The sequence below is a fragment of the Scytonema sp. HK-05 genome, from assembly GCF_963872035.1.
Classification (GTDB): domain Bacteria; phylum Cyanobacteriota; class Cyanobacteriia; order Cyanobacteriales; family Nostocaceae; genus Kalymmatonema.
The window spans coordinates 21,275-48,045 of record NZ_CAWMYC010000152.1 but is presented as its reverse complement, the minus strand read 5'-3'; the positions used below and the strand labels follow the sequence as shown (position 1 = coordinate 48,045).

Sequence of the window (26,771 nt, the reverse complement as noted above, 5' to 3'; positions counted from 1 at the left end):
TTCTACTGACAGGATACCGTTACGTGGGCTTTCTTACTTTTCAGACATCCTCTTAGCCTGCTGTAAGGAATCACGCCCGACAATCAATCAAATTATCAGGCATTTCGGGCAATCAGGACTTGCGATAGCGCAAGCGCTGACTTGTCAGTTCGCAAACCAACTCATAAATGAAAATAAGCTGGTATACAGCTTCAACAGCAAGCTGGCGTGTGCCCGCCATCTGGGTTATATACACGGCGATATCAAAATTAGGGGGAGTAGGAACAACAACATCAACTACATAAATACCTCAAACGGAGAGGAATTTGAACAAAGTGCAATCAACACTGCCTTAAGAGAGGTATACCCTGATGCAATTTATATAGCCCAAGATTTTGATGGCAACCCTGTTTGGTATAAATCATCAGAGTTAAAAATCAAAGAGGGACAAGCTTTCCTCAAGCCTATCGGACAAACAAACCTATTCACGCGCCCTCAAGGAGTCATTAGATTTGAGGAGGTTAAAACTACTAGCGAAGCAAAGTCTATCAAACTACCGAGGGGAGTGATAGAACTCACACCTAAAATATGTAAAATATCTGAGTCGGTAATCGGATACAAAATATACAATCGGGAGTCAAGATGGACTTGTCCAAATCGAGATTGTAGAAACCACAATCAATCTCTAGCAAGTAAGTTAGAAAACTGTCTCATATGCAACAGTCAAATCACAGAAAGAGACATAATCCAGCTAGTAGAAGAAGTGGTACATAAGGAAGCTTTTACTATTAGTTATTCTACGAGTTTTCTGCAAGTTACAATCGACCGAAAAGCAAAAAGTTTCTTCAAATCAAAAGTAGACAAGTTTCGGTCAAAAATCAAGAATCAGAAGTACGTCTCCAGGGAGAAAAGAGAGTTATTTGAATACAACGAAACCGACATTTGCATCCACAGTCTAGCACATCAACTTATGCTAGCATTACCACTAGTCGAACATGGAGCCAGCAGTAAGGATATCGACTTTATACTCCATGAAGAACCAACCCAACCTAACTCATTCGGCTACTTCTTTGATACAGTTGAAGGAGGAACCGGAATGTGCGATACGCTGTTTCAATATTTGGAAAAAGCTGTATCCAGGGCAAGATTCTTAGTGGAACATTGCCCATGCAAGCATGGATGTTCTAATTGTACTATTATCTACAGATGTCCAGATGACAATACAGCCATCTCTAAACAAGTTGGATTATCTATACTCCAAGATTTAATCCAAGAACAGGTACAAACTCTCTAAAAAACAGTCCTGCCTTATTTATAAGGTAGGACTAGTGATAATAAATCTAATACTAACCAATATAAATCAAACCACTACTAGTAACTAACGTTGACTAAAACCAAAAGTATTTTGGTTAGTGTTATGTACGTAGAATTAGTTCCTGACTGCGAGCAATCACCTCAAAAATTCCAAATTGTTCATGCACCGACATATTTACTTTTAGAGACAAATTATCAGTTAGGCGATTATATCCCTGCATCAGAAGTTTATCTAATAGTTAATCATGCAGTCAGTTTAGGGTATCAAGTTAAAATATGTCCGATTTTAAAGAAAGAGAAGATTCAATATCCTTTACCTGCTATCAGCGATGAACTAGCTGATTTAATGATTGATTATCCATCAGATTTAAAAATGCGAACAAATGGAATGGTTTTTGAGCAAAGAGCATATTTAATGTCTAAAGTTCAGCATGAAGTATGCCAAACCATCGAATCAAAAATTCTTTTAAAAGAAGCCGAGTATTGGCTGGTAAATTATGCCCGAGAAGTTATGACCCAAGAGTGTAATTACCTGCCAGACATACTTACCAAGCTTGATAATCCCGTTGTTCGGTCAATGGCAATAAATACTCTTATGATCTGGCAACCTAACTGGAAAAAAGCTATCTCTCAGCACGCAGGAAGCAAGTTTGAAGCAGGTAACAATGAGTTCGAGGTCATCAGCTACTATCACAATCAAGAGAAAAAGGGGAGGGAAGGAGTCATGGTACTGTGCAGGGTTACAAAAACCATGAATAACTACCCTGAATTCCCTATATTCCCCCTCTATGCAAACTGCACTCTTGGAACTTATCAAGTGGAAAATGCTCTTAATCAAAGATTAGCTTAAAACATAGGGCAGGTAGTTATAACTACTTGCCCTAACACTATAAAATTAACCACTATCAAAAGCTTATGCATCTAGCTAGCGAAGTTAAGTAGTAAAAATCGAATGAAATCATGCATGTCCAGGCACGTAAAATCATCTCGTCCCTGGAAACACTACCCGACATATGGCGAATTGTACCCACCTTCGGCAAACGCCCTCTGGGAGGAAAACAATGGCAACATAAAACTTATTCCCCCAAACAGCTGCAAACCGAACTCATTCGTACTAGATGCAAGATTTGGTCGGGGAAAAGGTATACACGCGTCACTGGGGTTGCTATTGTCTGTGGCGATAACCAACCCCAAGGACATATTATCGCAATCGACTGCGACGGTCCACGTGCCTGGGGTCAAATACTCATCCTCACTGAAAAGCTAGAAGAGGACGAAATAAAAGAGATTCCTCCCCAAAAATTATGCGATCGCGCACTCACGTATCTGCCACCTACAGTCGCCTTCACCTCTGGAGGCAGTTACAAATGCCAGTTTCTCTATCTAGTACCCCGACATAAACCAATTATTTCCAGCAAAATATCGAATCTGGAGTTTAGGGGCAAAAACCACGCCTCAGTTCTACCTCCTTCCTACCACCCAGAAGGAAGATACTACCAGTGGGTTTCTGGTTGCAGTCCTCAAGAAAAGCAAGTTGCGATCGCACCAGATTGGGTAATAGCCCAAATGCTATTAAAGCAGGAGAAAGCAAGGTTAATCAGCTTTCCACAAGAAAAATACAACCGCAGAGATAAGGTAGACAGGTACATCAAGTTATACCCAAACATCGAAACCAATATTCAAGCTGCACTCACATTCTTAGAAGTTATCCATCCCCGATTCGCTTCGGACTACACAACCTGGATTCAAGTTGGAATGGCACTCAAGTCAGTCAGCCCTATCTTACTTGATGCCTGGGACAGATGGAGTCAGCTGTCACCCAAATACAAACCAGGAGAGTGTGCTTACAAATAGCAGTCTTTCCGCAGAACAGGCATTACCATTCGTACCCTCGTAAAATTTGCCAACCTTTCATGAACAATCAAAACCAAGAAAGTGTAACTAACTCCGAAGCTAGTTACAGTAGTGATTTTAATCCTAATAACAATAATAATTTAGAAGAAAATGATGAAATTCATGAACAGGGCGATAGTAACAACTTTCCAAAAACCAAAACTTATCTGATAACCATCCAAATTCATCCAGAAGAAGGACAAGCCATCCTATCAATTGGTATTAGAAACGCACCACCTGTCATCAAAACTATCGACTATCAGGAAATAACTTCACAACCAGCCATCAAAGACTGCATCCGAGAGTTGGAAGAAGTACTACCCTAAATCATAGAAACTGCTGAAAATGCAATAAATACTACCAGCAATTCTCACCAAACAAGACAAGTACAACAGCGAGAATTACCCAAAAATTATCAAAAAGCCGAATCTAACAAAAAACAACTTTCACTTTTCTAAATAATTATGAATTACATCGCTATCATTGAAGGGCAGCAAGTAGCTATCCCAGAGGAAACAGCAATCAGTGACGAAAAGCTAAAATTAGCAATCACTACCTATTTCCCAGAGTACGCGAATGCCGAAATCACCAGACAGATTAAAGGAGATACAACCGAAATAAGGCTAATTAAACGCGCTGGAACTAAGGGCAATTGCATCACCGAACTCAAGTTAGCACCCGAACAAATTAACCCGGCATTTGAATTAGCCTGGGATTTGAGACTTCTAGAAATCAAAAATCAACTAACCCTGGAAGTTTTGATTGATATGCAGGGAAAAATAAACCAAACAATCAAAACAGGAGAAAGTTGGGAAACATACATCGACAAAGTTTTTAGCTCTCTCAGGCAACAACCCCCTGCACCTAGCAACTGGCTTGCAGCTAATGGAGTCTATGCGCGATCGCACCGCCCAGAACTTGAAATCTGCCTGCAAATCGCTCATACCCAGATACCAGGATTGACACAAATACAACCCTATTTCAAATTCAATGTACCGAAAGTGCCAGCAAGCACCATTGCAGACATTATCAATGCTGCACAAGTTAATCCCCATCAAGAAATCCTCTTTTACCTGGGAGTTGAGAATAATATTTGGTGGTATCATACTCCACTGCAAGAAGCATCCCCAACCCATGTGCGATCGCTCTTAACAATAAATTTCAACGGATTCGCGGGAGTCCCCAGCCTCCGCGAAGCAGGGTGGGCGAGGTTGCCGGGTTGCCGGAAGAACGGAGGCAACCAATAGTTTTGGACGCATAACAAATAGTTCTTGTATTGAGATATAATTAGGCTATGAAGCAAGTCCTGACTGTATCCTGCAAGCTCCAAGTCACACCTGAACAAGTTGTCAAAATTGACGAGTTGTTGCAGGCGTTTGCTGATGCTTGCGAATATACGAACAGGATGGTTAAACCAGGGTTGACTAACGAGCAGGCAATGCAGTCGTTGATCTACAACGATGTGAGAGCCAGGTTTGGACTGTCTTCCCAGTTGGCAATTCAGGCAGTTAGACGGGTTGCTGGTAATCGCAAGACTGCCAAACAAAAGGGTAAACCTGTACGCAAGTTTGCGCCAACCAGCGCGGCTTACGACGAACGAGTATTTAGTTTTCGGGAACACGACTGGACTGTTAGCCTGAGACTGCTTGGTAGTCGGGAAAGATTTAAACTCGCCATTGGCAACTATCAACGAGGACTGTTGAAGGGACAAACACCTAAAACGGCAACATTGCTGAAGCGGCAGAATGGCACGTACTACATAAATATTCAGTTGGAGTCGCAGCCACCAGTAATAGAGACTACAGATAAGGTTCTGGGTTGCGACTTGGGTAGAACAGACATTGTTGTGACCTCGGAGGGGGACAAACATAGCGGGAAAGACATCACAGAAATTCGCGACCATTACAGTCATCTGAGAGCAAAGCTCCAACAAAAAGCATCGATTGGCACGCGCAGTTCTCGTCGTCGTTGCCGAGAATTGCTGAAACGGTTGTCGGGCAAGGAGCGAAGGTTTCAGACACACCAAAATCACGTCATTAGCTATCAACTGGTACAAAAGGCTAAAACTAATAACCAAGTAATTGCCCTGGAAGACCTGACAGGCATCCGCGAACGCACTAACGAGTTGCCTAGAACTAAGGTAGAACGGCGCAGAAGTAACTCTTGGAGCTTCTACCAGTTGCGGCAATTCTTGACCTATAAGTGCATTAAGTTTGGCGTGAAACTGGTGCTGGTAAACCCGGCATACACATCCAAAACGTGCCACAACTGCTTGCACATCCATCCGGTGCAATGGTTATCTTATCGTAGTGGCAAGTCTTTTCGGTGTGGTCATTGTGATTGGTCTGGTGATGCCGATCTGAACGGGGCAATAAATATTTCTGTTTTGGGGCAACTTATAAACTTGCCTGGAGGTTCGGGTGCATTGTCTTGTTCACTGCAAGACCATGTACTCAGGGCTGCTGAAAACCCTAACCTCAGCCGTCAGGCAGGTTAGGGTAGTTTATATACTGAATTACCAAACTCTATTCATAAACCGCATGACATCAGCTATCGCATCTCAATACCTTCTAGAATTAACACTAATAGGAAAAATAACCAAGTTTGCTAGCTATTTCAACCTAATTACTATGTCCTGTCGCAGCATCCAAACCACAATTACAAACCTTGGGAAATATCATCTTGTCTAAATAAAAACAACCACAATTAACACATATCTGTCCTGAAAAATACTCAGGACAGATTTTTATTATGAACAGATTCAATCCAAGCCTATTAGAAAAACTTGAGTGGGAAAACAAAAACTCATCCAAAAACAACATACGCACAACACCAATTAGCCAAGGCGAAAAACTCGGCGGTGAGTTTCACCTCATCATGCAGCAGATTGGATTGGGACTACCTGTAGAACTCTTTTTAAAAGCATACCCTCAAATAGACAAGTGGGTAGAAGCAGCCAAACCCTTTCTAGATATTCCTGGCAGTAAACAATGGAACGCCGAGGCACAATATCTCTATAAATCACAGTTAGTATATGCTAACTATGATCTAATCATTCATCAAGAAAAACAGATAATTGGACTAGATTGGACTATCCAAAAGCCATCAAATTTTCAGTTACTAGAAAATTCATTCTACACCCAACTCAGGTTATTCTTGCTCCATGAGAGAACCCAATTATCAGCAGAAGACATTAGTTTAGTGTATCTGTTCGTTAACACGGGTGATGTTTACCAATTTACCTATTCCCAAGAAAAACACCTGGCTTTCAAAGAAAGGTTAGAAGCCACACTTCTAGCATTTCTAGCCGAGGTAGAAGATTTCCCGAAAGAAACATCTTCATCCTATACTTTAACTCCTCAAGAAGCACATGATAAATGGTTCGCAAAAGAAATATCAACTGAAGAATATTTAGCAGCAATTCCCGAAGTCGAATTATGAACTCGCCCGAAATTAAAGTCAAAAAAGTTGAACTTACATCAGATGGTTGGACGCTTAATATCCTATCTCCAAGAGTCGCCACCATTACTAGTCCTACAGGAGTGAGGAAAACTACTTATTTTGGGTTTGACTCAAAAGAAAAAGCCGAAACCTTTCAATACTGGGTAACCCGTAAGGACAAATGCTCCAAGGCTATAGTTCGCCCAAGCGAACGACTTCCTACGTTATGGGAAGTTAAAACTTGGGAGACGGAAGAATCTCTCATCGTTCAATGTGCGCTTAAGGATTTGAAAGAAAATGCAGCTATCACTTTTTAAAGTAACTTCACAACACACAACCTCTGACAGCTTCTATACCTTCAATTTTAACACTCCTAACCCGAAGCAAGCCGCAAAACTGCGAGAACTTGCTGCCTCAATGCAACAATCAATTAACAGTAAGCTCAATCCCGCCATAAACAAACAACGGGCAACCAAACGCCGCAAAACAATAGCCCAAGAAATTATTGCCGAAGGGGTGGAACTACAGACAATCCAGTCTTGGTTGCTTGCAATAGCCGAAATGTGGTTCTTCGGAAATGTTCCCGAAGTGCTGCGCGGCATCTCTCAAAAGTCCCAAGTAGAAGCCTTGTACAAAATCTCTCAAAGAGCAAAGACTCTCGAAGAAGTCAAGGAAGTTTTTAACAATGAATCTTATCAAGATAGGGTAAAGTCTCTCAACCGTGCAAGTATCTACACCGCAGGCGAGATTATGTCTGCAATAGCTGAAATTCAGAAAGTTGTTAAACTTGAAGAGGTTGATACCACCCAACAAGAGTTAAACCGACTGGAATTAGAAATCATCGGAATGAAGTCAGGAGACTTCTTCCCCACCCCTTGTTCTGTTTGCGATCGCCTAATTCAACTAGCAGAAATTAATGAAAATTCTCGCATACTTGAACCCAGTGCTGGTTCTGGCTGCATTGCTGAATCCATATTCAAAAAACATCCTCAAGCCAATTTAGAAGTCGTAGAAATTAATCCAACTCTACGTAAAATACTTGAATTGAAAAGATTCAATTTAGTAGGTAGAGATTTTCTAGATTACACAACTGATAATCTCTACTCACATATCATTATGAACCCTCCCTTTTCTCAATTAATTGAGCAGATATACCATGCGTGGAAGTTAATGAAATCAGGAGGAATACTAATAGCAATAATTCCAGAGTCAGTATTCTTCAATCGTAAATACCAAGATTTTAAAGCATGGTTAGATAGCCGAGATACATACAAAGAATCTCTACCCAAAGATGCCTTTATCCAATCAAACAACCCCACAGGTGTAGTTACCCGGATCATCAAAATAAATAATATCAATTTACATTGAAGCCGCATAGAAAAGAGCTTCAAGAATATAGTCATAAGAAGTCAAAGAAATAACACGCTCTGAGGTTAGATTACTGAGAACCTCATGGAGGCGATCGCGAAGTTCCAGAACGTGTGTTGAATACCTGACCCTTAATGTAAGATTTAACAATCTACATAATCTTTCAATGGGGTTGAGTTGTGGACAATAGGCAGGTTGGCAGATGGGAATAATATTTTCAGGCCATTTCAAGTTATAAGACAAATGCGCTGCGGCTTGGTCAATTTGAAGGAGTGCAATATCATCTCCCAATTGTGATGAGACCGTATCCAAAAACTCTTGAAAATGTTGGGCAGAAAGCTTTGGATACTCCAAACAAAAATGCCATCCAGTCATTGGTTCAACAACACCATACAGCCAAAAACTTTGCCGCTTCCATGCGACACGAACCATTGGTTGGACACCACGAGTTGTTACAATGCGTCTTGGTTCAGTTTTAAGTCCCATCCGGCTCTCATCTTGAAATAGATAACGCAACCGTTTGCCTTGACCAAGTAATTCTTGTAACGCTAACAATGCTCGTGGAATGTTTTTTTAAATGTTGCGATCGCCGTGACTAGTCCTGATTTGTACTGTATGGTCGCGGCACTTTCAGTTTCGCTTGGAGTTTGTACCGAACTAAGTAATGAACCATTCGGTAGCTGACGTTTAATCCATAATTCTCAAAAAGCCAGTTGACTATTTCCCCGTAACTGCCAAAACCTTGCGGTGAGTCTAATCTTGCTTTGAGCGACTCAAGTACAACTCCATTAATTGTCGGCGGTTGTCCGGGCGGTTGTTTCATTTCTAGCAAACCGCTCAGTCCTTGTTTGCGATATTTCTGCAACCAACGGGTGATCGTTGAGGGGTCCCGTGCCAATCTTTGCGCTAGATTTTGATGCGATACGCGAAGCGTCAAGCCTTCGGCTTATCGCACTTGCCCTGTTTTTAGCCACCAAAGCATTTGCAGTCGTTCTTTTTGGCTAGCACTCAAGAGTGTGTTTTAGTGTTTTTTCTAAATAGTCTGAGCTTTCTGTTATTTCCAGTTCTAGCTTACGTGCCATTTTTGTGCTATCTAATTTCCCCTTGCCCTCTATTATATGCAAGCTCAATGTAAATTGATATAATAACATAAAGTACCACTCTAGCTATGCTCCTTTCCCCCTGAACAAACGCATGGTAATTAATTATGTGGTTTAGATTTAATAGCAATATTGGGTGGAAAGAATTACTCGAACTCAGGCTTGAAGATTTAGGATGGACGCTATACAAATTAGCCAAGAAATATGCAGAGATTACTGGAGAAGAAAATAGCCCAGCAACAAGATATCATTCAGCAATTGGCAAATTTTTTGAAGAACCTGAAAGGTCTAAGTTAAAAACAGTCGAAAATGTTATCAAAGCGCTAGGTGGGGAAATAATCATTATATGGGACAATACTGACATTGAAAGTATTAAAGAGAGAATGTTTAAGTTAAGAAAATGTACAACAAATCAACTTATTAAAGAAATATCTAGACGGGCTGAAGAAATGTGTCCTCCAGAATTAATTAAACCCACATATCCTAATTGCCTTAAAAATAAACACAAGTTTAATGCCGAAGATATCGCGGGTTTATTGAACAACATATCAACTAAAAAATACAAAGATGGTTAATATACTACACTGGCAAAATCACGCTTAAGCTCACTGAAAATTTAGTTGACACTCAGGCAGTTTTACAATCGCGCTCCGCGAAACTGAATGGCCGTTTGTCAGATTCTTATGGTGTTACTGTGCGATTGAAAACAAGCACTCCGCTCCAGTCTCGCGAATAAGAGCAGCAGTTTCTTCCCCTTCTACATCGGGTTTGTCGCAGAAGACCATTTTGCGCTCGCAGCACCAAAAGCGCGCTGCTCCGCAGATACCGCAAGGGTGGCGGTTGCTCTGCCAGTTCCTGATGTTCCTCTAGCAACTAGCCACTTTGTCTTGCAGTATCATCCTGTTTCTCCTGTTCCAATCAATGTTGACCTTCAGCACACAATCAAACTCCGATCCGTTTAGCAATTACCAACGCCGTAAAGCTGGTCTAATTTTCTGTAAACTTCAGCACAATTTTGCCCCGTGTTCCTCCCTGCTCTAGACGCTGATGTGCCAGAACGACCTGATCCCAAGACAATACTGAATCAATCACTGGGCGAAGCTGATGACGCTCGATGAGTTTTGTCAAAGCCTCTAATTTTGCTCGGTACTGGGGTGAAAGAACAAAATGAATCGTCAGATTCTTGCCCCATGCTTCAAGAAGCGATTGCGGTATTGCAATGTCTACAATGCTTGTAAGCCTACCGAAGGGACGAATGATTTCTAGACTACGCTGAATTGTTTCTCCGCCGATCGTATCTAGAACTAAATCCACACCCAGTCCATTTGTTTCTTGACGAATGACTTCTACGTAATCTTCATTTTTGTAATCAATCACTCGATCTGCGCCCAGTTCTGTCACGAAATCTCGGTTTCTAGAACTACACGTTGCAAAAACGTATGCCCCTATTGCTTTGGCGAGTTGAACTGCGATCGAACCCACTCCACCCGCACCCGCATGGATGAGAACTGTTTCACCAACTTGTAGATTGCCCCTAGTCACTAGACAATCCCAAGCAGTTCCGCCTGCAAGCGGAAAAGAAGCTGCTTCAATGTGCGATAGATTTACAGGCTTCAATGCAACAATCGCTGCATCAGCCACATGATACTGAGCGTAGCTACCGAATTCTCCAAAAACTTGCGGCGAGTAATACACGTTGTCTCCCACCTTGAAATCAGTCACAGCTTCGCCAATTGCCTCAATCACCCCTGAAACATCGACTCCAAGGATAGCGGGTAATCGAACCAGTTCCTTGTAATCACCACGACGAGTTTGGTAGTCGATCGGGTTAATCGAGGTTGCACAAACTCTGACTAACACCTGATTCGCCTTCAGTGTTGGTGTGGGAACAGTTTGAATCTCAAACTTCTCAGCATCACCAAACGCAGTTAATACGGCTGCTTTCATAGATTCCATCTGTGCCAAATCTCCTTGATTTAGAATAAACAGTGCCGTTGTACAAACCGGGCTTCACACTACCAGCACTCGACTGTTCAGAACATCGTGTTATCGTTAGCCGACGCTTCCGGGATGGTCTGAAGCACGTCCCAATGCTCGACTATCTTGCCTTTATCATCCAGGCGGAAGATGTCGATGCCTGCCCAGTCGTTGTCGCCCGGCCATTGCTGGTAGCAATGCAAGACTACATAATTGCCTTCAGCGAAGACGCGCTTAAACTGGACGCACTTGCCCGGATATTCTTTCGCCATCCTCTCGAAATATTCGATGAAAGCCTGCTTCCCGTCGGCCACCGCTTTCTTTGTGCTGGATGTACACATCGCCGACATATTTCTCGATGGCTTCTGCGGGCTGACACTGATTGAACATCAGGTCATAAAACGCCGTGACCGTCTGTTTGTTGTGCTCAAGTTTATCCGTCATCCGTTCCACACCTCACATTACCCGAAACGCCCAACGGCTCAAATCAGCGGCGGCAAAGAAACTCGAACGCAGCACTAGCGGCTTGAGACCGTCTGCTGCATTGTTAGGTGACCGCTCTGGACACAGCACCCATTTAGATTGACGTGAGGACGAGAACTGCTCGCGGAGCTGCGTAGAATGGTTCGCTGCGTTCCAGGTACCGCTGGTAGAAGGGCAGTTGCAGGATCTCGTTCAGGTACTCGTTTCCGTTACGCCAGCGCTCGGACAGCACAAACATCCCAGGCTGATCGGCGACTTCACCGACCTCAAGTGAGATGCACGCTTCCAAACGGCGGGCTTGAGGCAGGATCTCCCGGAGTTCCATCAAGAACTCCTCGCGGTACTCAGGCTGAATCATGAGCGTGTTACTCATCATCAGTTCTTTGTTAGAGACTTGTGGCATCTTTTCCTGTGGCATGTGTGTTTTTCCTTCGACTCTGTTCGATGGGAAGTTTATAGATGGACTTTTACACGCGATCGCGAAGTGCTTTTTAACTAGGAAGCGATTTTAGATTTGTGCCATGCCACCATCGACGAATAGCTCAATGCCGTTTACAAAGCTGCTGTCATCTGAAGCAAGAAAGACAACGGCTTTGGCGATCTCGTCGGGCGTGCCAACTCGTCCCAATGGGATATTGTTGACATCGCTCTTCACAAATTCTTTCACCTGCTCTTCACTGAGTCCGAAGAGATTGTAACCGGGAGTCGGAATGGTACCAGGGCTGACCGCATTCACTCGAATCTGGCGGTCTTTGAGGTCGAGTGTCCAGTTGCGGGCAAACGATCGCACGGCAGCTTTAGTCGCGCCATACACGCTGAAGGCTGGGATGCTTCTGATGGAAGCAGTTGAGGCATTCAGGATGATGGAAGCGCCCTCTGGTATGAGCGGCAGTGCCTTCTGCACAGTGAAAAGTAGAACCTTGACATTGGTGTTGAATGTTTTGTCAAAGTGTTCTTCGGTGATCGATCCGAGCGGGATAGGTTCGCCACTGCCAGCATTAGCAAAGATCACATCCAAGTGACCTTGCTCTTGCTTGATCGTGGCGTAAAGACGATCGAGGTCTGCCAGATTTGAGACATCGCCCTGAATGCCCATGACGTTATTACCAATCTCGTTTACAGCCGCATCAAGTTCAGTCTGACGACGACCCGTGATAAAGACATAGGCACCTTCGGCAACGAATTGCTTGGCAGTGGCAAGCCGAATACCGCTGGTGCCACCCGTAACGAGGGCGACTTTACCTGAGAGTTTTTGTGACATCATGCTTTCCTGGTTGAGTTTGGGGATGACAAATTTGATTACGTCTCGTTCAAGCGGCAAAGCCGCCATCAATTTTGAGGCTCGCGCCCGTGACAAAAGCGGCTTCAGGGCTGGCGAGATAAGAGACCATGCCAGCCACCTCGCTGTCCTGTCCATAGCGACCAAGGGCAATCATCTTGATCATGACTGCGGCAAGGTCTCCATCTGCGGAATTCATATCGGTGTTGATCGCTACTTGGTCGCAACGTTTCGCACTGCCGATCGACTACTGCGCTACATACCCACCATCTACCATCAACGTTTCACCTGTTACGAACGATGCCATGTCAGATGATAAAAACAGGACTGCATTTGCAACTTCAAGCGGTGTTCCAATTCGTCCGATCGGATGAAGTCCTGTCATGTAAGCTTTGGCTTCATCCTGCCCACCTGTAGCTGCTTCAAACATATCTGTTTCGATTACCGCTGGTGCAACGACGTTAATGCGAATACCTGCTTTGGCATATTGGAGCGCAGCAGCTTTTGTTAAGCCTACTACCGCATGTTTACTCGCGGTGTAGAGGGGTACGCTAGGAAGTGCAACTACTCCATTCGCAGATGCCGTATTGACGATGCACATAGTGCCGCCAGAGGCGAACGAACCACTTCCCTGTTTCAACATCTGAGCGATTTCATATTTCATCGACAACCAAATGCCTTTGACATTGACGTTCATAGTGCGATCGTATTCCGCTTCTGTTTGCTCAATCAATGAGGGATTTTCGCCGACAGTTCCTGCATTATTAAAGGCAATATCTAACCGACCAAAAACGCCAACTGCTTTATCAACCATTGCTTCAACATCGGCTTCTTTCGTGACATCTGCTTGCACAAAAATAGCCTCTCCGCCAGCTTCCTTAATCAATCGAACAGTTTCTTCACCTTCATCCATTCGACGACCCACCACCACCACCTTTGCTTGTTGTTGGGCATAAGCGATCGCAGTAGCTCTACCAATGCCCGATGTCCCTCCCGTCACTAAAGCAACCTTGTCTTTAAGCATCATGATAGTTACCTCTTGTTGTGAATGGTTATGTTACTTGCGTCAAAAACTCAATGGGCAGCAATACGTGTAGGAGCCGGGTTTGAGCATTGCTCTAATTCACACGATGAATTCGATGCCGTACTTGGGTGCTACTGCCAAAATTCGCTCGATCGCTTCGGGAGTAGCTGGGCGGGATGGCGGGTTTGGGTATTGATGTTTGCTGGCTCCTACACTTAGTCGTGCTCGATTAGTGTGTTTGAAGGTAAGTTGGGATCGATCGCCTTACGCGCACTGTCAACGCCCACGACGGGAAGTGTACCCGGATCGAGCAAGCCGACTTGAACCAATACACTTGCCTGATCCCAGTAAATGTGTTCGTGGGCTAGTTTGCCGTCACGGAACTGAACGATCGCTACTACTGGCACTTCCACCCGTTTTCCGGTGGGAGCAACGCCGGGTAATATCCATTCCATCCAAACAGTATGAGTGAACTTAGCCACCATTTCATCCACGAGTTGATCTGTCCCGATCGTGCGCGAGATTGGGGTCAACTCCATGTCCGGCGGCATCTGTGGAATCAAGTATTTGGAATAAAACTCGCGCAGTGCTGGTTTCCCGACTCCCCCAGTCATTACCGGGATGTGGTTAACGTAAGCATCTTCAACCATCGTAGCGAGGGCATCTTCAGTACTGTGAGTGCCAAACTCGTACTGTAAATGCTCTTCCCAAAGTGCTTGCAAAGACTTCTGGGCTGGTGTCAAATTGGTAGTTGCTTGTAAATTTGCTTGTCCGTCTACAGTTTGCTCTTTGACCATGATTAAATACTCCTGGTTCTATCTATCTAAAGTGTCTTGAGTTCCAATGATTGACTGCTTCCAGATTCTTGTGATGTTAGTGAACTTGTTTCAATGGACGTATAAGCATTCAGCGCCTGTTTCGCGAATCAGTTGGGCGGTTTTTTCACCTTCTGCGTCGCGTCTGCCTGAGAATACTACCTTTGCTCCAGCAGCACCGAAGGCGATAACTTCGTTAAGCTTTCCTTCGGAACGCTGCGCGAACGCTAACGCTGTTGCTCTGCCAATTCCCGATGTGCCACCAGTGACTAACGCCACTTTATCTTGAAGTATCATTGTGCTTCTCCTAGCATTAATTTCGTTGCATTGATCTAAAGCGTACTAAGTTCCAATGCTTGATTTCTTCCAGATTCTTATGGTGAAGAGCAAGTGCGTTTCGGCAGCATCCGATTTAGATACTAATGTTCAGAATTCACTTGCCATGTCATCACAATGATTTCTGCAAACACTAAGACAACTAATAGCCTCGAAAACGCTCGTAAAATGGCTTCCATCGTCCAGTTCTGACTCTGAACATCCCAGATCATCCAAACAATGTTTACTCCAATCACCAACCAGGGTAGAATTACCGCTGAATTCCGTCTGCGATAGAAGCGGATCGTCGTCTCCCGCCAAAATGGGAAGGTGCTGAGGAGACAAACAATGTAGGAGGCTCCTGCACTGACGAACAAGCTTGTTTGAAGACTCGAAGGCAGGTTTGGGTATCCAAGTGCGATCGCTGTCAGACAAACTCCCAGCGCGAGATACAGGAAAGTAAACAAGGTAAATCGTTTCATTCTTTCTCCAATAGAGCTTATTCTCTGTACCAGACACGCACACATTGAAAGCAATTGATTGTCACGCCTTGACTGATCGTCACTGGGTGGAAACTATTACTGACCGTCAATCCGTAGTCACCATCACTTGTGCCTTCTATCCGATCGGGTAAAACGACAGTTTCAACATTGATCACCTGTGTCGTTGTATTTTCGATCCACTGATTGACAGTACTCACAACCTCAGAGAAAGATTCATACTCGGAAGCTCCGCCGAAGGGTCCCCGTTCAGTGATCCGAGGCGCAAAATCTTTGCATTTAATCATTTTTCCACCACCTTAAAACTGTAGAGTTGACTTAGAGTCTTCGTAGATAGTCGCTCCCGCACTGCGGAGTTCATTCAGAAACCATTCGGTATCCGAGAGCAGTTCGGGTAGGTAAAGCCCAGGGCGGGCAGGAGCGCGGTCGTTCAGTCCCAATACCGACACGAGAGAAAGAACGACGCTCAGACCCGTTAGTGAGGCTGCGCCATGCTTGAACTCCAGCATCGATCGCGAACGCAGCGTTCGACCATCGGCTTCGCCCTCAATCTCGACGACGATCTCGGTCGCTGCCTCACCGCCCCGGTGGCGACTGGATGATTCGTCAGTCACTAGGTCGAAACGTACATTCGGTGCCCCAGTGGCAGCATGGAGGCTAGCGATATCGAATGTGGAAAATGCGGTGGCATTAAGTAATCGACCGTCAATTGATTCGATCTTGCCCTTTGCTGCGTCGCCGGACAGCCATACGCGCCGCCCACCCTCAAATACCATTGCGGGGGGAGCAGCCCCGTGTACCCGTTCCATATCTTCGAGCGACGCTGGACCTGCTGGATCATTCTCGTCGAGGATTGCTCCGATCTCGATGGAGTGGATGACCTCGAAGCCTTTGACACTGTTGAGTGCCAAAAACACAGCCGCACCAGCCATCCAGTGACTGGCGAGCACGACGGGTGCTGCGGTCGCACGATGTGCGAACATCGCCAACTCAGGTCCGATTTCGGTGAGGGCAGCGTTGATGTTCAGGTAAGGGATGCCCAAGTCCTGCGCGTAGCTCAGTCCTTTGAGTCCGGCTTCGGGAGCCAACATGACTACAGCAGCTACTGTGACATCATCACCGAGACCCAAGCGGGGCTTATCGAGATCTATGGCAACAGCTTCGGCAGCGCCCACCTCCTGGGCGACTTCACCTGCCGATTGCAGGTTCCGTCCTCCGACGAGCACTCGAACGCTGGGGTGCCTCTCGCGGAACCACCTGACGGCAGTGCGCCCCACGAAGCCCGATCCTCCGGCAAAAAGTACCTGTCCTAAAGCCACCTTATTTTTAAGTATCATGATTTTTACCTCTTGTTATGAAACCAGTTGCATTTACTTGAGTGTGATGACTTCCAACACTCAGTTTCTTTCAGATTCTGATGGTGCTTCTTTCAGCAATAGTGAATCTGTGTCGAGGTCATTCCAGCAAATCGCTTAGAAACCACCTATTCAGAACTGCGATCGCAAAAAGATATCTGAAGGCAGATCGCGATTTAGCCTGCTGTATATCCACCATTGATCGCGCTTGGGTTGCCCAGTGATATAGCTAGCAGCATCAGAGCAGAGAAACACAACCGCTTGAGCAATTTCCGTTGAGTTTACGGGTTATTCGCTACTCGCTGATACAGGTTCCATATACAAGCGTGCCCACTTGATCTGATCCGCTTGTACACCAACAATACTCACGCCGCGCATACCAAACTGCGTACCATCACGATGGGTGCCGAACCAGTACCACTCAGCCCAAGCCGTGTCACCCTCTACTGCCGAACGGAGCAACTCGTTTATTTTGTTATGAAGCCATCATGTTGCTAGTCCCGTCCTGCCACAATAATCTTTTCTGCTAAACCAACCGGGTTAGAAAACATCACCTCATGGCTACCGGGCATTTGCACGAACCGAAATTGCCCTAAGCGGTTAGACATCCTGGGATGCCATCCCCACTCGCCTTGAGGTAAAGCAGTGTCTTCTGTACAGTAGAGGTAACTTTTAGGAATGGGCAGCGAGTAAAACTGCCTCAAGTCCAGCTTGTCAATCCACGGTTGATACGGTTCAGGGGATAGTTGTGCGTAACTCGATCGAGCCAAATCGAGGTCAGCGTCGTTGAGAAATGCTTCTCGCCAAATCTCAAACGGCATCACCATCGTATGATCGTCCGATTCTCTAGCTAGAGAGTCAAATAACGCTTGATAGTGCGGCGGAAGGCTATCTCTGAGGCTTTCACCATCATTGAGGCAATTTTGTTCCAACTTTTATCAAATCGGCAGCCTTTTCTCCAATCATAATTGCCGATGCATTTGTGTTTCCTGTGATCATAGTTGGCATAATCGATGCATCAACAACTCGTAACCCTTCAATCCCCCGTACCTTGAGTTGAGGATGGACAACCGCCATTTGATCAATACCCATTTTGCACGTCCCAACAGGATGCCATCCCGTACCGCACGTTTGCCGAATATAATCTTCGATTGCTTTGTCGCTATGCACGGAACTCCCTGGAGCAATTTCCTCGCCCCGAAACTCATTAAACGCATCGGAGTACACAATTCGACGCAAAATTTTAAGTCCTTCAACCATCAGTTGCATGTCAGATTCTTTCTGAAGATAGTTGACCCGAATCAACGGTGGGTCGAAGGGGGAGGAGGAACGTAGTCTTACGCTACCACGACTTTCGGGATGGGTGATGTAAAAGGGAAGGGTGAATGCCGGACCTTCACGTGCATAGGCAGGATCGACATATAAAACCGGAACAATTGTAAATTGCAAATTAGGCGCCGCATCTAAATTATTGTTGGTATGCAGAAATAACCCAGCCTCTCCCCCATTACTACTTGGCGCAAGGGGCACGTCCTGAGTAGACTGGTAGGCAATAACAGCAAGTGGGTGATCTTGAAGATTCTGGCCGACACCCGGCAAATCAAAAACTACAGGAATGCCGGAAGCCCGCAGATGTTCAGCTGGTCCAATTCCAGAAAGCATTAGCAGTTTAGGAGAATCGAAGGCGCCAGCACTCAAAATCACTTCGGAGTTAACCCTAACTTGATACTCCGTTCCATTTTGAAAATACACTACCCCTACCGCGCGCTTTCCCTCAAAGAGTAAACGAGTCACCAATGCTCCTGTTTGAATAGTCAAGTTGGGGCGATCTTTAATCGGACGCAGAAATGCCACTGCTGTACTTTGGCGCTTACCATCTTTCACGGTCACTTGGTAAAGTCCTGCACCTTCCTGCTGTACCCCATTAAAGTCGGGATTTTGCTCATAGCCCTGTGCGATCGCGGCTTCCACAAAGCGTTGCGACACTTTTGCAGGAGAGAGTGGATCTGTGATGCTAAGTGGTCCATCAACCCCGTGAAATAACGATGCTCCTCGCTGCTGGTTTTCCGATTTCTTGAAGTAAGGCAAGACATCCTGATAACTCCAACCAATATTACCTAATGCTTGCCAGCTATTGTAGTCACGTTCATTGCCTCGTATATAAATCATGCCATTAATCGAACTGCTGCCGCCCAAGACTTTACCGCGTGAAGATAAAATTTTGCGGTTATTTAAGTAAGGTTCCCCTTCAGTTAAGTATGCCCAGTCCACTTCCGAGCCTAAGAGTGTAGTAGGCCACACTGAGGGAACTTGAAGTTCTGGCTTGGTATCAGGACCACCCGCTTCGAGCAGCAATACTTTAGTATTAGGGTCTTCTGTAAGACGGTTGGCAACAACGCAGCCTGCTGAACCGGCGCCAATCACAATATAATCAAAAATTGCTTGCATTGGTGTATTAAGATTTGATACTTCAACTGGTAGCTGATTCGTTATATTACTCACACTTACTCCAGAGCCTTGAAGCAGTGCTGCGAGATCGTTGAAAGCAGCACTGTGACGGTATGTAGTTGTCATGATTTCTCATTTTCAGGTCATTGTTTGTTAAATGACGGCGACATTAGTGGGTTGGCGATTGCAAATTCTGCTGCTAGTCGCGCCCTGCCACAATAATCTTTTCTGCTAAACCGATCGGGTTAGAAAACATTACCTCGTGACTACCGGGCATTTGCACGAACCGAAATTGCCCTAAGCGGTTAGACATCCTGGGATGCCATCCCCACTCGCCTTGAGGTAAAGCAGTGTCTTCTGTACAGTAGAGGTAACTTTTAGGAATGGGCAGCGAGTAAAACTGCCTCAAGTCCAGCTTGTCAATCCACGGTTGATACGGTTCAGGGGATAGTTGTGCGTAACTCGATCGAGCCAAATCGAGGTCAGCATCGTTGAGAAACGCTTCTCGCCAAATCTCAAACGGCATCATCACTGTGTTATCGTCCGATTCGCTCGCTAGAGAGTCGATTAACGCTTGATAATGCGGTGGAACGTTATCGTTGAGGCTCTCACCATCATTTAGGACAAAGGCATCGAAGAAGATGAGCCGTCGAATGTGATCGGGAATCGCTTCAGCAACTTTCGCAATGATTGTTCCGGCAAAACTATGACCTAAGAGAACAATATCGGTTAAGTCTTTGCTCACAATGTAATCAATGATCGATTGCGTACATTGAGCATGGTTAACGTTTTTGTTCACACCTTTTCCATGTCCAGCAATCGTAGGAGCAAAAGCCTGATGACCTCTCGTTTCTAGATGTTGGGTAACCGCGTTCCAAGCAGAACCATCGTGCCATGAGCCGTGAACCAAAACAAACGTTGACATAGCATAGCTCCTTTAGATGTGGGATGAAAATCAAGTTCGTATCTGTTGAAACGGGTGCAGTGGGTCTTCTGTCGATTCATGATTTGGAAAGGAGGCTACCCCACACTCGCTTTTACTTCTTCAAACGCTGTGTTCATCGACACGTCTTTCCATGCCTCTAATTCAGCTTTCATCGATTCGAGTTTTTGAGTAATCAAATTCACCGAATCTTTGCCTAATGCTAAGCGCAAGGGTGGATTGTCACTCTCAACCACTTGAATCATTGCTGCTGCTGCCTTCGCCGGATCATTAGGTTGTTTGCCATCCCTCTCCTGAAGCCGTTGGACTATTTTGCCACTCGTTTGAGCATAGTCATTAATTTGATGGGATAGTGTGGAAAGCGCTCGACTACTAAAATTCGTTCGAGAGGAGCCAGGTTCAATAATTGTGACTTTAATCCCCAACGGCTTCACTTCTTGTGCCAGCGCTTCAGAAATTGCTTCTAAAGCAAATTTTGTTGCACTATAAATTCCCACTCCTGCAAACGCGCTAATCCCATTCGCCGAAGAAATGTTGAGGATATGACCGCTTCGCTGTTCACGCAGGGTTGGCAAAACTGCACGAGTCACATTGATTGCACCAAATAGGTTGGTGTCAAACTGCCGTCTGATATCATCGTCGTTCACTTCTTCGATCGCGCCTACTGTACCGTAACCCGCATTGTTGACGAGTACATCAATGCGATTGTAAGCGTTCAATGCAGCTTCTATAGCTTGCTGAATCGATTGAGCATTAGTGACATCAAGCGCAATCGTCGTGATCCGATCCGGATAGCGATCGTTCAGTTCTTTTAATTGTTCAGGCTGACGGGCAGTGGCAACTAAATGATATCCACGCTCTAGCACGGCTTGCGCCAAAGCACGCCCCAATCCTGTGGAACTTCCAGTAATCAACCAAACTTTATCAGTATTGTTCATTTGCTTCTTTCTCGTTGATAACTTGTAATTCAGATCTACACCGCTCTAAACTATGGTCTATACTCCAAGGTCAAGCGTTGCTGTGGTTCAGGAATGCGATCGCAAGGAGATATGTGGCAGTTGCTCTACCAATGCCCGATGTGCCTCTAGTAACTAACGCCACTTTTTCTTGCAGTATCATTTTGTTTCTCCTATTTCAATCAAGATTGACCTTCAGCAACGAACTGACGAGATCACCGACGACCAATCCGATCGCTCTAGGAAACGGGTTCGGATGCCTCGTTGCGTTTGAACACCTTGTAGGCAATCGCCAGGAATATGGGTATTGCAACCAGCACCGATAGCGCCCCGTAGGTGGCGTGATATTCGCTGATTGTAAACGGAGCCGGTGTGGTCACGGCGCTTCCAGTGATGTTGAACAGGAGTATGCCAATGATGTTGTTCGCGAAGTGTGCGCCGATGGCGAGTTCAGTGGTTCCGTCAATCAACGAGACCACGGTCCACAACAGACCCGGAACGAGGAAGTAGTTGGAGAAGACCGTGAGCCAGCCGCCTGCGCTCACCTCCGGGTTTAAGAGGTGCGGCAGGGTGAATACCACGGCCGCCACGAGCGCCAGAAAAACGCGGTTGGCCGAGATCATGCTCGCACCCTGCACAATGTATCCGCGAAAGAAAAGCTCTTCGGTGGTCGTCTGGATCGCGGTGAAGACCAGTGCCAGTGGCACGAAGAGCGCGAACGTCGCCAGGTCGAAGTTGAAGGAAAAGGTGTCGGGGTAGAAGAGGTACTGTCCCAGCCCGCCTATCAGAAACGCTGGAACGGACCACGCCACAAACCCCTGACCGATGCGACGCCAATCGATCCGCTCCCGCGCCGTAATGAGCGTCCGGGGGTAGCGGCGGTGGATAAGGGTAACGGCGATGAGAACCCCCGCGAGGAAGAACGGGAAACCCGCCATAACAAACAAGAACTTCCCGAAAGGACCAAGTACGGAGTAATCCGGCTGGCCGCTGAGCGCGAACGCGACGAGTACGCTGGCACCAGTCCCGACCACCAGCCACGCAAAGAGGATGATCACCAGTCCCAAAACATACCGCCACCCCCGATACTTACCCCACCGAGCAGCCTCTACATAAGTTGCGTTTTTCATGAGAATACATCCTGACTTTTGCAGATGATTTACGCGGCATTGCTAGTTTCAGCCTTGACTTCGGCTGGGATTACGAAAGCTCTTAATTCGACCATCTTGTCGCCACGAAAGCGCCAGATGTCGCAGTACGAGTAATGAGCCGCCTTCCCGTCTTCGTCCTTGATTCTGAGGTCGCCGAGTGCCGTGACGAAATCCCCCTCAGCGATCAAGTTCGCAACGATATTCAAAGGTGGTTCCACATACTCCGTTGCCATCCATTGGCGAACGGCTGCTTTTCCTTTCAGGGTTCTGTCGCCGACAAATGTCCATTCCGTGTCGTCGGTGCAGAACGACAAGAATCCTTCATAGTTGCCTTGGGCGATCGCCGCGTTTGCCGCTTCTAAAATTGCTTTATTGTTCTCTGACATCTAAATCTCTCCTCTGTTCAAAGCAACAAAGTGGTATGAGTTGTTATGCTGTTGCCCCTCACTGGTTTACTTCTAGGGACTGGTAAACGGCTTACATTGAATCGCCTTCACATTTCGCAGATAGTTCAACTGTGGCTCGAAGTCAGTCGGACAGAAGACATAAACATTGTCCTGAGATCGGCTAATGACTAAACGGTAGCTAGGTGGAATCCCTTCAGAACTTTCGATCACTTCGATTCTAGGAATCACTTGTGAACTGACTTGAGCCAGGGATGGAAAATTGAACAGTAGAAGTACGCCAAACAGAATTGTGATTGCGATTGTGGTTGTAGTTGTGATTTTGGTTGAAAGAATCTTTCGGTTCATTAGCGGGACTTAAACAAAAAAAGAAAGAAAAACAGGGTAGAATACATGACGAGCATAGGTTTCACGTCAAAAGAATCCCATGAAAGAGACAACCCCCGCAGCCATGCCACCGTGTTTTGAAAAATGGTGTCAAAGGTTTGATGAGGCTTTTAGTCATAAAGCTCAAAAAAAAGGATTTAGGGATTATTTGGGGGGATTATTGGGGGAAAGTGAGAGAAAAAATCTATCTCAAATCGCTGGTAACGCTATAGGAGTCGAATACCATCAATTACACCACTTTTTAACTGAAGCACCATGGTCTGACGCTAAGGTGAATGAACTAAGGTTAGAGATCATGAACAAGTGTAGTCAAACTAGAATTAATAGAGGATTTAGCTTGATAATTGATGATTCGGGTCATAGAAAAAGCGGTAATTTTACTGATGGAATAGGAAGACAGTACATTGGAGAGATTGGCAAAACAGATAATGGAATAGTAGTTGTAACAACGCATTTATATGATGGACGAAAAAGTCTGCCATTAGATATAGAGTTATATCAGCACGCTGATTCTTTACCAGAAGGTAAACAAGACCAAGAGTTTAAGAAAAAAACTGAACTGGCAATCAAGTTAATAGACAAAACTTTAGAGAGAAAATATTAACCGGGGATTGTACTTATAGATGCTGGCTATGGCAACAATACATCGTTCTTGTTGGAATTAGAGAGGAAAGAATTAAAGTACTTGGGGGGATTAGCCAAAAATCGAAAAATAACTATTAGCACATCAGAAAATATTCAACAAACAATTAGGCTAGACGAATTAGCACAAGGTTTGTCTGAAGAGGCTTTCACAGAAATTGAACTCAACCTAGATAAACCTAAAACCCTATGGGTAGTAACTAGAGAAGTAGAGATATCACAACTGAAGGGGAAGCGCAATATTGCTATCGTTATGAATGCTGCGACTTTCACAGATGCCACAGATGTTGACTACTTTATCACCAATGTCTCGACAGAGATTGTTTCACCAGAATGGATAGTTAAGACCTATGGAGAAAGAAATTGGGTCGAAGTTTTTTATAGAGAAGCCAAAGGATGGTTAGGGCTAAAAGAATACCAAGTTCGAGAAAAAAGAAGTCTACTTCGGCATTTTATTCTGGTTTTTTGTGCCTATACTTTTATTCTTTGGCATCAGATGACTGGGGGCTTGAGGCGAAGGTGGGCAAACAAACCTTTAAACACTTTTACTGAAGCTTTAGAGGCATTTAGAACAGCTATGTATGAGTCGATTTTTTGACTGGTTGACCCATAATCGGGACGTATTTGTCGCTTACAAAGCCAGTTTAGGCTACATTTGGGCTTAATTTTTGTTTAAGTCCCGTTAGAAATCTTCTGTGGCTTGTGGTTGTGTAATGTTCTGTTGTTTCCAGGGAAGCGGGGATCGATAGGGGTTTTCGTGCATATCTAGGACTTCCCAGGTGGTTGGATTCCCCGCCCCTTGGAGCGTAAAATGCCAGGATGAGTGAGTACATCCATAAGCGGCATAACGTTCCCGCTCACCGGACGCAGATCACCTTTGTCTGTGACCAACAACCTATATTCGTTCTGGTGCAGAGGGTTTGTTAGCTGGTTTTTGTTGCATCGAACATGGAACTTTATGAGTTCAACGTCTTTTCAATACGGCGATCGGGAATGAGCCACAGGACTGCAACCAGAACGTATAATGCACATGCAAGCCAAGAGGCTGCAAAAGCAAGTGGAATTGTAACTGCATAAATCAATACTGATAACTTGCCTTTAGAATCCCGACCAAGAGCGTTCGCAAGTGTGGAATCTTGACCGTGGTGAAAAATAAGTGTGCGGGTCAGAGTGAAGTAGGCGATCGCAGCCAACAATAAAACCACACCATAAAGCGCCACAGGCAACGCAGCAAAGTGATTTTCACCCATCCATGCGGTGACAAAGGGAAATAATGATAACCAGAACAACAAATGTAGGTTTGCCCACAAAGTTGAACCATTCACTTGTCGGACTGCCTGAAACAGGTGATGGTGATTGTTCCAGTAGATACCAACATGCACGAAACTCAACACATAGCTTAGAAAGGTTGGAATCAGCGGACGTAGTGCAGCTAAATCTGACTCATGAGGTGTTTTTAACTCCAGCACCATAATGGTGATAATAATAGCAATTACCCCATCACTGAATGCTTCTAACCTACCTTTAACCATTTTTGGATATGCTCCTTAGTTTGCTTACCGCGTTGTATAACTGCCGTTTGCAAATTGGTTGTCCGGTTATCCACTATCCATTCAGTATCTCTAAGTGGCAGCAGCTCGCCTCAAACTTTGTATCAAGGTCGCTAGTCCATCCGCTTCAGCAATTTGCAATTTGTTAGCCTTACACGGTTGGGGAACGCTCCAGCGCAACTCGATCCCAATGTCCTAAATTGGCTGCTGCTTCATAGGTGCTTTGGAAAAAAGCAAGGAGCATTGCATCTGGATCGTCAGCTTGTCTCACAGCTTCATAGGGTAGGATAAATTCTTGCATCTCTGAGCTGTAAAAAGCTTCTGTGGGTTGGATCGGGTAATCTCGAAACCCTTCCGGCATAGGGTAAGCGTAAGCGTAAAAAACAGGCTCCACCACTGACCCACCCCCTGGCCAAAAACCACAGCTACTGACTTCGTGTGAATAGGCTTCTCGTGTGACCCAATCTGCCATATTCGGAACTCCCCCTGGGTGTTCTGGCGCACGACGACCAGAGAAACGAGTCACAGCAAGATCAAAGCTGCCCCAAAAAAAATGTACAGGGCTGGATTTACCAGTAAACTGGGAACGGAATAAGGTCATGACCCGATCGACTTGCACAAGAATTCGCCAGAACCGTTGTGCATATTCCGGATCATAAGCTGCGTGTTGATAGTCCTGATCGAACGGGATTGGTTCTGACACTTCTTGCGGCATCGTCCAGATTCGGACTTCGATGCCGATGTTGCTCAATGTAGTTAGCACCATTTGGTAAAAATCTGCAACAGAGCGAGGAGACAGTGCAATTCTTTTAGCGATGCCGTCGCTAGTGTCGATTTGTAGTTGATGGTCGAGAAAATCAAAGCTAATTTGAAAGTTACGAGTTCCGCAAGGGATTGAAGCAGTTGTTAGTCCACGCGGTGTGACATAAAGAGTAGATTGCCACCAGTGATTAAGTTTAGGTGCCAGTGCCAACCGGATTTTACCGATGACTTGCGTCCATAGATGGAGAGTTGCATAGGTATCCTGCCAAGCTGCTAAGGGCAAACTGGGCCAAACGATGTCAATGGAAGTACTTTGATTAGAAACAGCCATGAAAATCACCCACATGAGGAGAACATGTTGAACAAATGAGAAGGAAATCTAGATGAAATCAGAATCGCTATCAATAGTCTTTTCCCTGTTCATCTGCAAAACACCATAACCACTGCTCCCCCAATTCAGCCGAACTAACCACTGCATGATTGGTTGCTTCATAATGACGACGAGCATGTTGATGCTTAGAAGAATCGCAGCACAGCATTTTGCCACAGGTTTGGCAAATCCGGAGGTGTACCCAGCGGCTATTTATTTTAATGCACTCTTCACAACGAAATATGGGATAGGCTGCTTTAGAAATCAGGTTTTCCACAATTAGATTGTTGAGATGTTCGCAGGTCATAGTTTTTT

The 26,771-nt window shown here is 45.3% G+C and carries 35 protein-coding genes and 2 pseudogenes; 12 read left to right on the top strand and 25 right to left on the bottom strand.

All coding sequences use genetic code 11. The features are described 5' to 3' along the window. From AACT52_RS35350 to AACT52_RS35310, 9 genes are all read left to right on the top strand, one after another. Window positions 1-1,273: Zn-binding domain-containing protein (locus tag AACT52_RS35350; RefSeq protein WP_143172951.1), on the top strand; the 1,273-nt coding region annotated here is incomplete at its 5' end. Window positions 1,274-1,363: 90 nt separating this feature from the next. Then, the gene (locus AACT52_RS35345) at window positions 1,364-2,143 is read left to right on the top strand and encodes a hypothetical protein (protein ID WP_339375021.1); all 780 of its coding nucleotides are present in this window, start codon (window positions 1,364-1,366) and stop codon (window positions 2,141-2,143) included. A gap of 110 nt (window positions 2,144-2,253) precedes the next feature. Then, the gene (locus tag AACT52_RS35340; protein WP_233154152.1) at window positions 2,254-3,147 is read left to right on the top strand and encodes a bifunctional DNA primase/polymerase; all 894 of its coding nucleotides are present in this window, start codon (window positions 2,254-2,256) and stop codon (window positions 3,145-3,147) included. 59 nt (window positions 3,148-3,206) lie between these two features. Beyond that, a complete protein-coding gene (locus tag AACT52_RS35335) occupies window positions 3,207-3,512 on the top strand; it encodes a hypothetical protein (RefSeq protein ID WP_233154151.1) in 306 nt (101 codons plus the stop codon). 138 nt (window positions 3,513-3,650) lie between these two features. Next, entirely contained in the window at window positions 3,651-4,433 is a 783-nt protein-coding gene (locus AACT52_RS35330) for a hypothetical protein (protein ID WP_233154150.1), read from the top strand. A gap of 47 nt (window positions 4,434-4,480) precedes the next feature. Then, on the top strand, window positions 4,481-5,683 hold the full coding sequence (locus AACT52_RS35325; protein WP_073635087.1) for an RNA-guided endonuclease InsQ/TnpB family protein: 1,203 nt from the start codon (window positions 4,481-4,483) through the stop codon (window positions 5,681-5,683). Between the two features lie 254 nt (window positions 5,684-5,937). After that, on the top strand, window positions 5,938-6,627 hold the full coding sequence (locus tag AACT52_RS35320; RefSeq protein WP_073635086.1) for a hypothetical protein: 690 nt from the start codon (window positions 5,938-5,940) through the stop codon (window positions 6,625-6,627). Further along, entirely contained in the window at window positions 6,624-6,944 is a 321-nt protein-coding gene (locus tag AACT52_RS35315; protein ID WP_073635085.1) for a hypothetical protein, read from the top strand. The genes AACT52_RS35320 and AACT52_RS35315 overlap by 4 nt, the downstream gene beginning before the upstream one ends. Next, on the top strand, window positions 6,925-7,995 hold the full coding sequence (locus tag AACT52_RS35310; RefSeq protein WP_073635084.1) for a methyltransferase: 1,071 nt from the start codon (window positions 6,925-6,927) through the stop codon (window positions 7,993-7,995). Before AACT52_RS35315 ends, AACT52_RS35310 begins: the two co-directional genes overlap by 20 nt. Here AACT52_RS35310 and AACT52_RS35305 read toward each other — a convergent pair. Together AACT52_RS35305 and AACT52_RS35300 are read right to left on the bottom strand one after the other, a co-directional pair. Beyond that, window positions 7,987-8,550, bottom strand: coding sequence for a transposase (locus tag AACT52_RS35305; protein ID WP_073635083.1), 564 nt, complete (start codon window positions 8,548-8,550; stop codon window positions 7,987-7,989). The two genes, AACT52_RS35310 and AACT52_RS35305, sit on opposite strands and share 9 nt — an antisense overlap. Window positions 8,551-8,590: 40 nt before the next feature. Next, window positions 8,591-8,932 (bottom strand): helix-turn-helix domain-containing protein, encoded by a 342-nt coding sequence (locus tag AACT52_RS35300; protein WP_143172950.1) that lies wholly within the window; start codon window positions 8,930-8,932, stop codon window positions 8,591-8,593. 270 nt (window positions 8,933-9,202) lie between these two features. On the opposite strand from AACT52_RS35300, the gene AACT52_RS35295 reads away from it, so the two are divergent. Beyond that, window positions 9,203-9,670: a hypothetical protein gene (locus AACT52_RS35295; RefSeq protein ID WP_073635082.1), complete on the top strand. Its 468-nt coding sequence runs from the start codon at window positions 9,203-9,205 to the stop codon at window positions 9,668-9,670. A gap of 412 nt (window positions 9,671-10,082) precedes the next feature. On the opposite strand, the gene AACT52_RS35290 is transcribed toward AACT52_RS35295, so the two are convergent. Both AACT52_RS35290 and AACT52_RS35285 read right to left on the bottom strand, forming a co-directional pair. After that, window positions 10,083-11,051, bottom strand: coding sequence for a zinc-dependent alcohol dehydrogenase family protein (locus tag AACT52_RS35290; RefSeq protein WP_073635081.1), 969 nt, complete (start codon window positions 11,049-11,051; stop codon window positions 10,083-10,085). 77 nt (window positions 11,052-11,128) lie between these two features. Then, window positions 11,129-11,344, bottom strand: coding sequence for a nuclear transport factor 2 family protein (locus AACT52_RS35285; RefSeq protein WP_198941052.1), 216 nt, complete (start codon window positions 11,342-11,344; stop codon window positions 11,129-11,131). A 16-nt stretch (window positions 11,345-11,360) separates the two neighbouring features. Between AACT52_RS35285 and AACT52_RS35280 the strand changes: the two genes are divergently transcribed. Then, a complete protein-coding gene (locus AACT52_RS35280) occupies window positions 11,361-11,594 on the top strand; it encodes a hypothetical protein (RefSeq protein ID WP_198941051.1) in 234 nt (77 codons plus the stop codon). 55 nt (window positions 11,595-11,649) lie between these two features. Here AACT52_RS35280 and AACT52_RS35275 read toward each other — a convergent pair whose 3' ends face one another. The 18 genes and pseudogenes from AACT52_RS35275 to AACT52_RS35190 form a co-directional block, all read right to left on the bottom strand. Beyond that, the gene (locus AACT52_RS35275; protein ID WP_073635080.1) at window positions 11,650-11,973 is read right to left on the bottom strand and encodes a putative quinol monooxygenase; all 324 of its coding nucleotides are present in this window, start codon (window positions 11,971-11,973) and stop codon (window positions 11,650-11,652) included. Between the two features lie 90 nt (window positions 11,974-12,063). After that, complete coding sequence (locus tag AACT52_RS35270; protein WP_073635079.1) at window positions 12,064-12,816, bottom strand: SDR family oxidoreductase; 753 nt, start codon at window positions 12,814-12,816, stop codon at window positions 12,064-12,066. Window positions 12,817-12,865: 49 nt separating this feature from the next. Continuing rightward, complete coding sequence (locus AACT52_RS35265; protein ID WP_083630726.1) at window positions 12,866-13,033, bottom strand: SDR family oxidoreductase; 168 nt, start codon at window positions 13,031-13,033, stop codon at window positions 12,866-12,868. A gap of 48 nt (window positions 13,034-13,081) precedes the next feature. Continuing rightward, window positions 13,082-13,861: an SDR family oxidoreductase gene (locus AACT52_RS35260; RefSeq protein WP_073635078.1), complete on the bottom strand. Its 780-nt coding sequence runs from the start codon at window positions 13,859-13,861 to the stop codon at window positions 13,082-13,084. A 212-nt stretch (window positions 13,862-14,073) separates the two neighbouring features. Continuing rightward, on the bottom strand, window positions 14,074-14,655 hold the full coding sequence (locus tag AACT52_RS35255) for an ester cyclase (RefSeq protein ID WP_073635077.1): 582 nt from the start codon (window positions 14,653-14,655) through the stop codon (window positions 14,074-14,076). A gap of 96 nt (window positions 14,656-14,751) precedes the next feature. Beyond that, a pseudogene (locus AACT52_RS35250) lies at window positions 14,752-14,970 on the bottom strand (oxidoreductase); the annotation flags it as partial. Window positions 14,971-15,092: 122 nt separating this feature from the next. Beyond that, entirely contained in the window at window positions 15,093-15,470 is a 378-nt protein-coding gene (locus AACT52_RS35245) for a hypothetical protein (protein WP_073635075.1), read from the bottom strand. Between the two features lie 17 nt (window positions 15,471-15,487). Next, window positions 15,488-15,775: a hypothetical protein gene (locus AACT52_RS35240; RefSeq protein WP_073635074.1), complete on the bottom strand. Its 288-nt coding sequence runs from the start codon at window positions 15,773-15,775 to the stop codon at window positions 15,488-15,490. Between the two features lie 12 nt (window positions 15,776-15,787). Beyond that, window positions 15,788-16,825, bottom strand: a complete 1,038-nt coding sequence (locus tag AACT52_RS35235) for an NAD(P)-dependent oxidoreductase (protein WP_073635073.1) — start codon at window positions 16,823-16,825, stop codon at window positions 15,788-15,790. Between the two features lie 150 nt (window positions 16,826-16,975). Beyond that, the gene (locus AACT52_RS35230; RefSeq protein WP_233154148.1) at window positions 16,976-17,098 is read right to left on the bottom strand and encodes an SDR family oxidoreductase; all 123 of its coding nucleotides are present in this window, start codon (window positions 17,096-17,098) and stop codon (window positions 16,976-16,978) included. 33 nt (window positions 17,099-17,131) lie between these two features. Beyond that, window positions 17,132-17,305: a hypothetical protein gene (locus AACT52_RS35225; RefSeq protein WP_198941050.1), complete on the bottom strand. Its 174-nt coding sequence runs from the start codon at window positions 17,303-17,305 to the stop codon at window positions 17,132-17,134. Between the two features lie 32 nt (window positions 17,306-17,337). Next, the gene (locus tag AACT52_RS35220) at window positions 17,338-17,775 is read right to left on the bottom strand and encodes a salicylate esterase (protein WP_073635072.1); all 438 of its coding nucleotides are present in this window, start codon (window positions 17,773-17,775) and stop codon (window positions 17,338-17,340) included. Continuing rightward, window positions 17,753-19,291, bottom strand: a complete 1,539-nt coding sequence (locus AACT52_RS35215) for a GMC family oxidoreductase (protein WP_073635089.1) — start codon at window positions 19,289-19,291, stop codon at window positions 17,753-17,755. The genes AACT52_RS35220 and AACT52_RS35215 overlap by 23 nt, the downstream gene beginning before the upstream one ends. Window positions 19,292-19,490: 199 nt before the next feature. Continuing rightward, window positions 19,491-20,216, bottom strand: coding sequence for an alpha/beta fold hydrolase (locus tag AACT52_RS35210; protein WP_073635071.1), 726 nt, complete (start codon window positions 20,214-20,216; stop codon window positions 19,491-19,493). A 95-nt stretch (window positions 20,217-20,311) separates the two neighbouring features. Then, on the bottom strand, window positions 20,312-21,172 hold the full coding sequence (locus AACT52_RS35205) for an oxidoreductase (protein ID WP_073635070.1): 861 nt from the start codon (window positions 21,170-21,172) through the stop codon (window positions 20,312-20,314). Between the two features lie 257 nt (window positions 21,173-21,429). After that, window positions 21,430-22,320, bottom strand: coding sequence for a CPBP family intramembrane glutamic endopeptidase (locus AACT52_RS35200; protein ID WP_073635069.1), 891 nt, complete (start codon window positions 22,318-22,320; stop codon window positions 21,430-21,432). A gap of 29 nt (window positions 22,321-22,349) precedes the next feature. Continuing rightward, window positions 22,350-22,727 (bottom strand): nuclear transport factor 2 family protein, encoded by a 378-nt coding sequence (locus tag AACT52_RS35195; protein ID WP_073635068.1) that lies wholly within the window; start codon window positions 22,725-22,727, stop codon window positions 22,350-22,352. Window positions 22,728-22,799: 72 nt separating this feature from the next. Beyond that, window positions 22,800-23,093, bottom strand: a complete 294-nt coding sequence (locus AACT52_RS35190; protein ID WP_073635067.1) for a hypothetical protein — start codon at window positions 23,091-23,093, stop codon at window positions 22,800-22,802. Window positions 23,094-23,172: 79 nt separating this feature from the next. Between AACT52_RS35190 and AACT52_RS35185 the strand changes: the two are divergent. Beyond that, window positions 23,173-24,439 (top strand): annotated as a pseudogene (locus AACT52_RS35185) (IS701 family transposase). A 291-nt stretch (window positions 24,440-24,730) separates the two neighbouring features. Here AACT52_RS35185 and AACT52_RS35180 read toward each other — a convergent pair. The 3 genes from AACT52_RS35180 to AACT52_RS35170 all read right to left on the bottom strand — a co-directional run bounded on the left by AACT52_RS35180 (window position 24,731) and on the right by AACT52_RS35170 (window position 26,763). After that, entirely contained in the window at window positions 24,731-25,306 is a 576-nt protein-coding gene (locus AACT52_RS35180; RefSeq protein ID WP_073635066.1) for a TMEM175 family protein, read from the bottom strand. 169 nt (window positions 25,307-25,475) lie between these two features. Beyond that, entirely contained in the window at window positions 25,476-26,417 is a 942-nt protein-coding gene (locus AACT52_RS35175; RefSeq protein ID WP_073635065.1) for a DUF5996 family protein, read from the bottom strand. A 70-nt stretch (window positions 26,418-26,487) separates the two neighbouring features. Further along, the gene (locus AACT52_RS35170; protein WP_073635064.1) at window positions 26,488-26,763 is read right to left on the bottom strand and encodes a UBP-type zinc finger domain-containing protein; all 276 of its coding nucleotides are present in this window, start codon (window positions 26,761-26,763) and stop codon (window positions 26,488-26,490) included. Window positions 26,764-26,771: the final 8 nt, after the last annotated feature.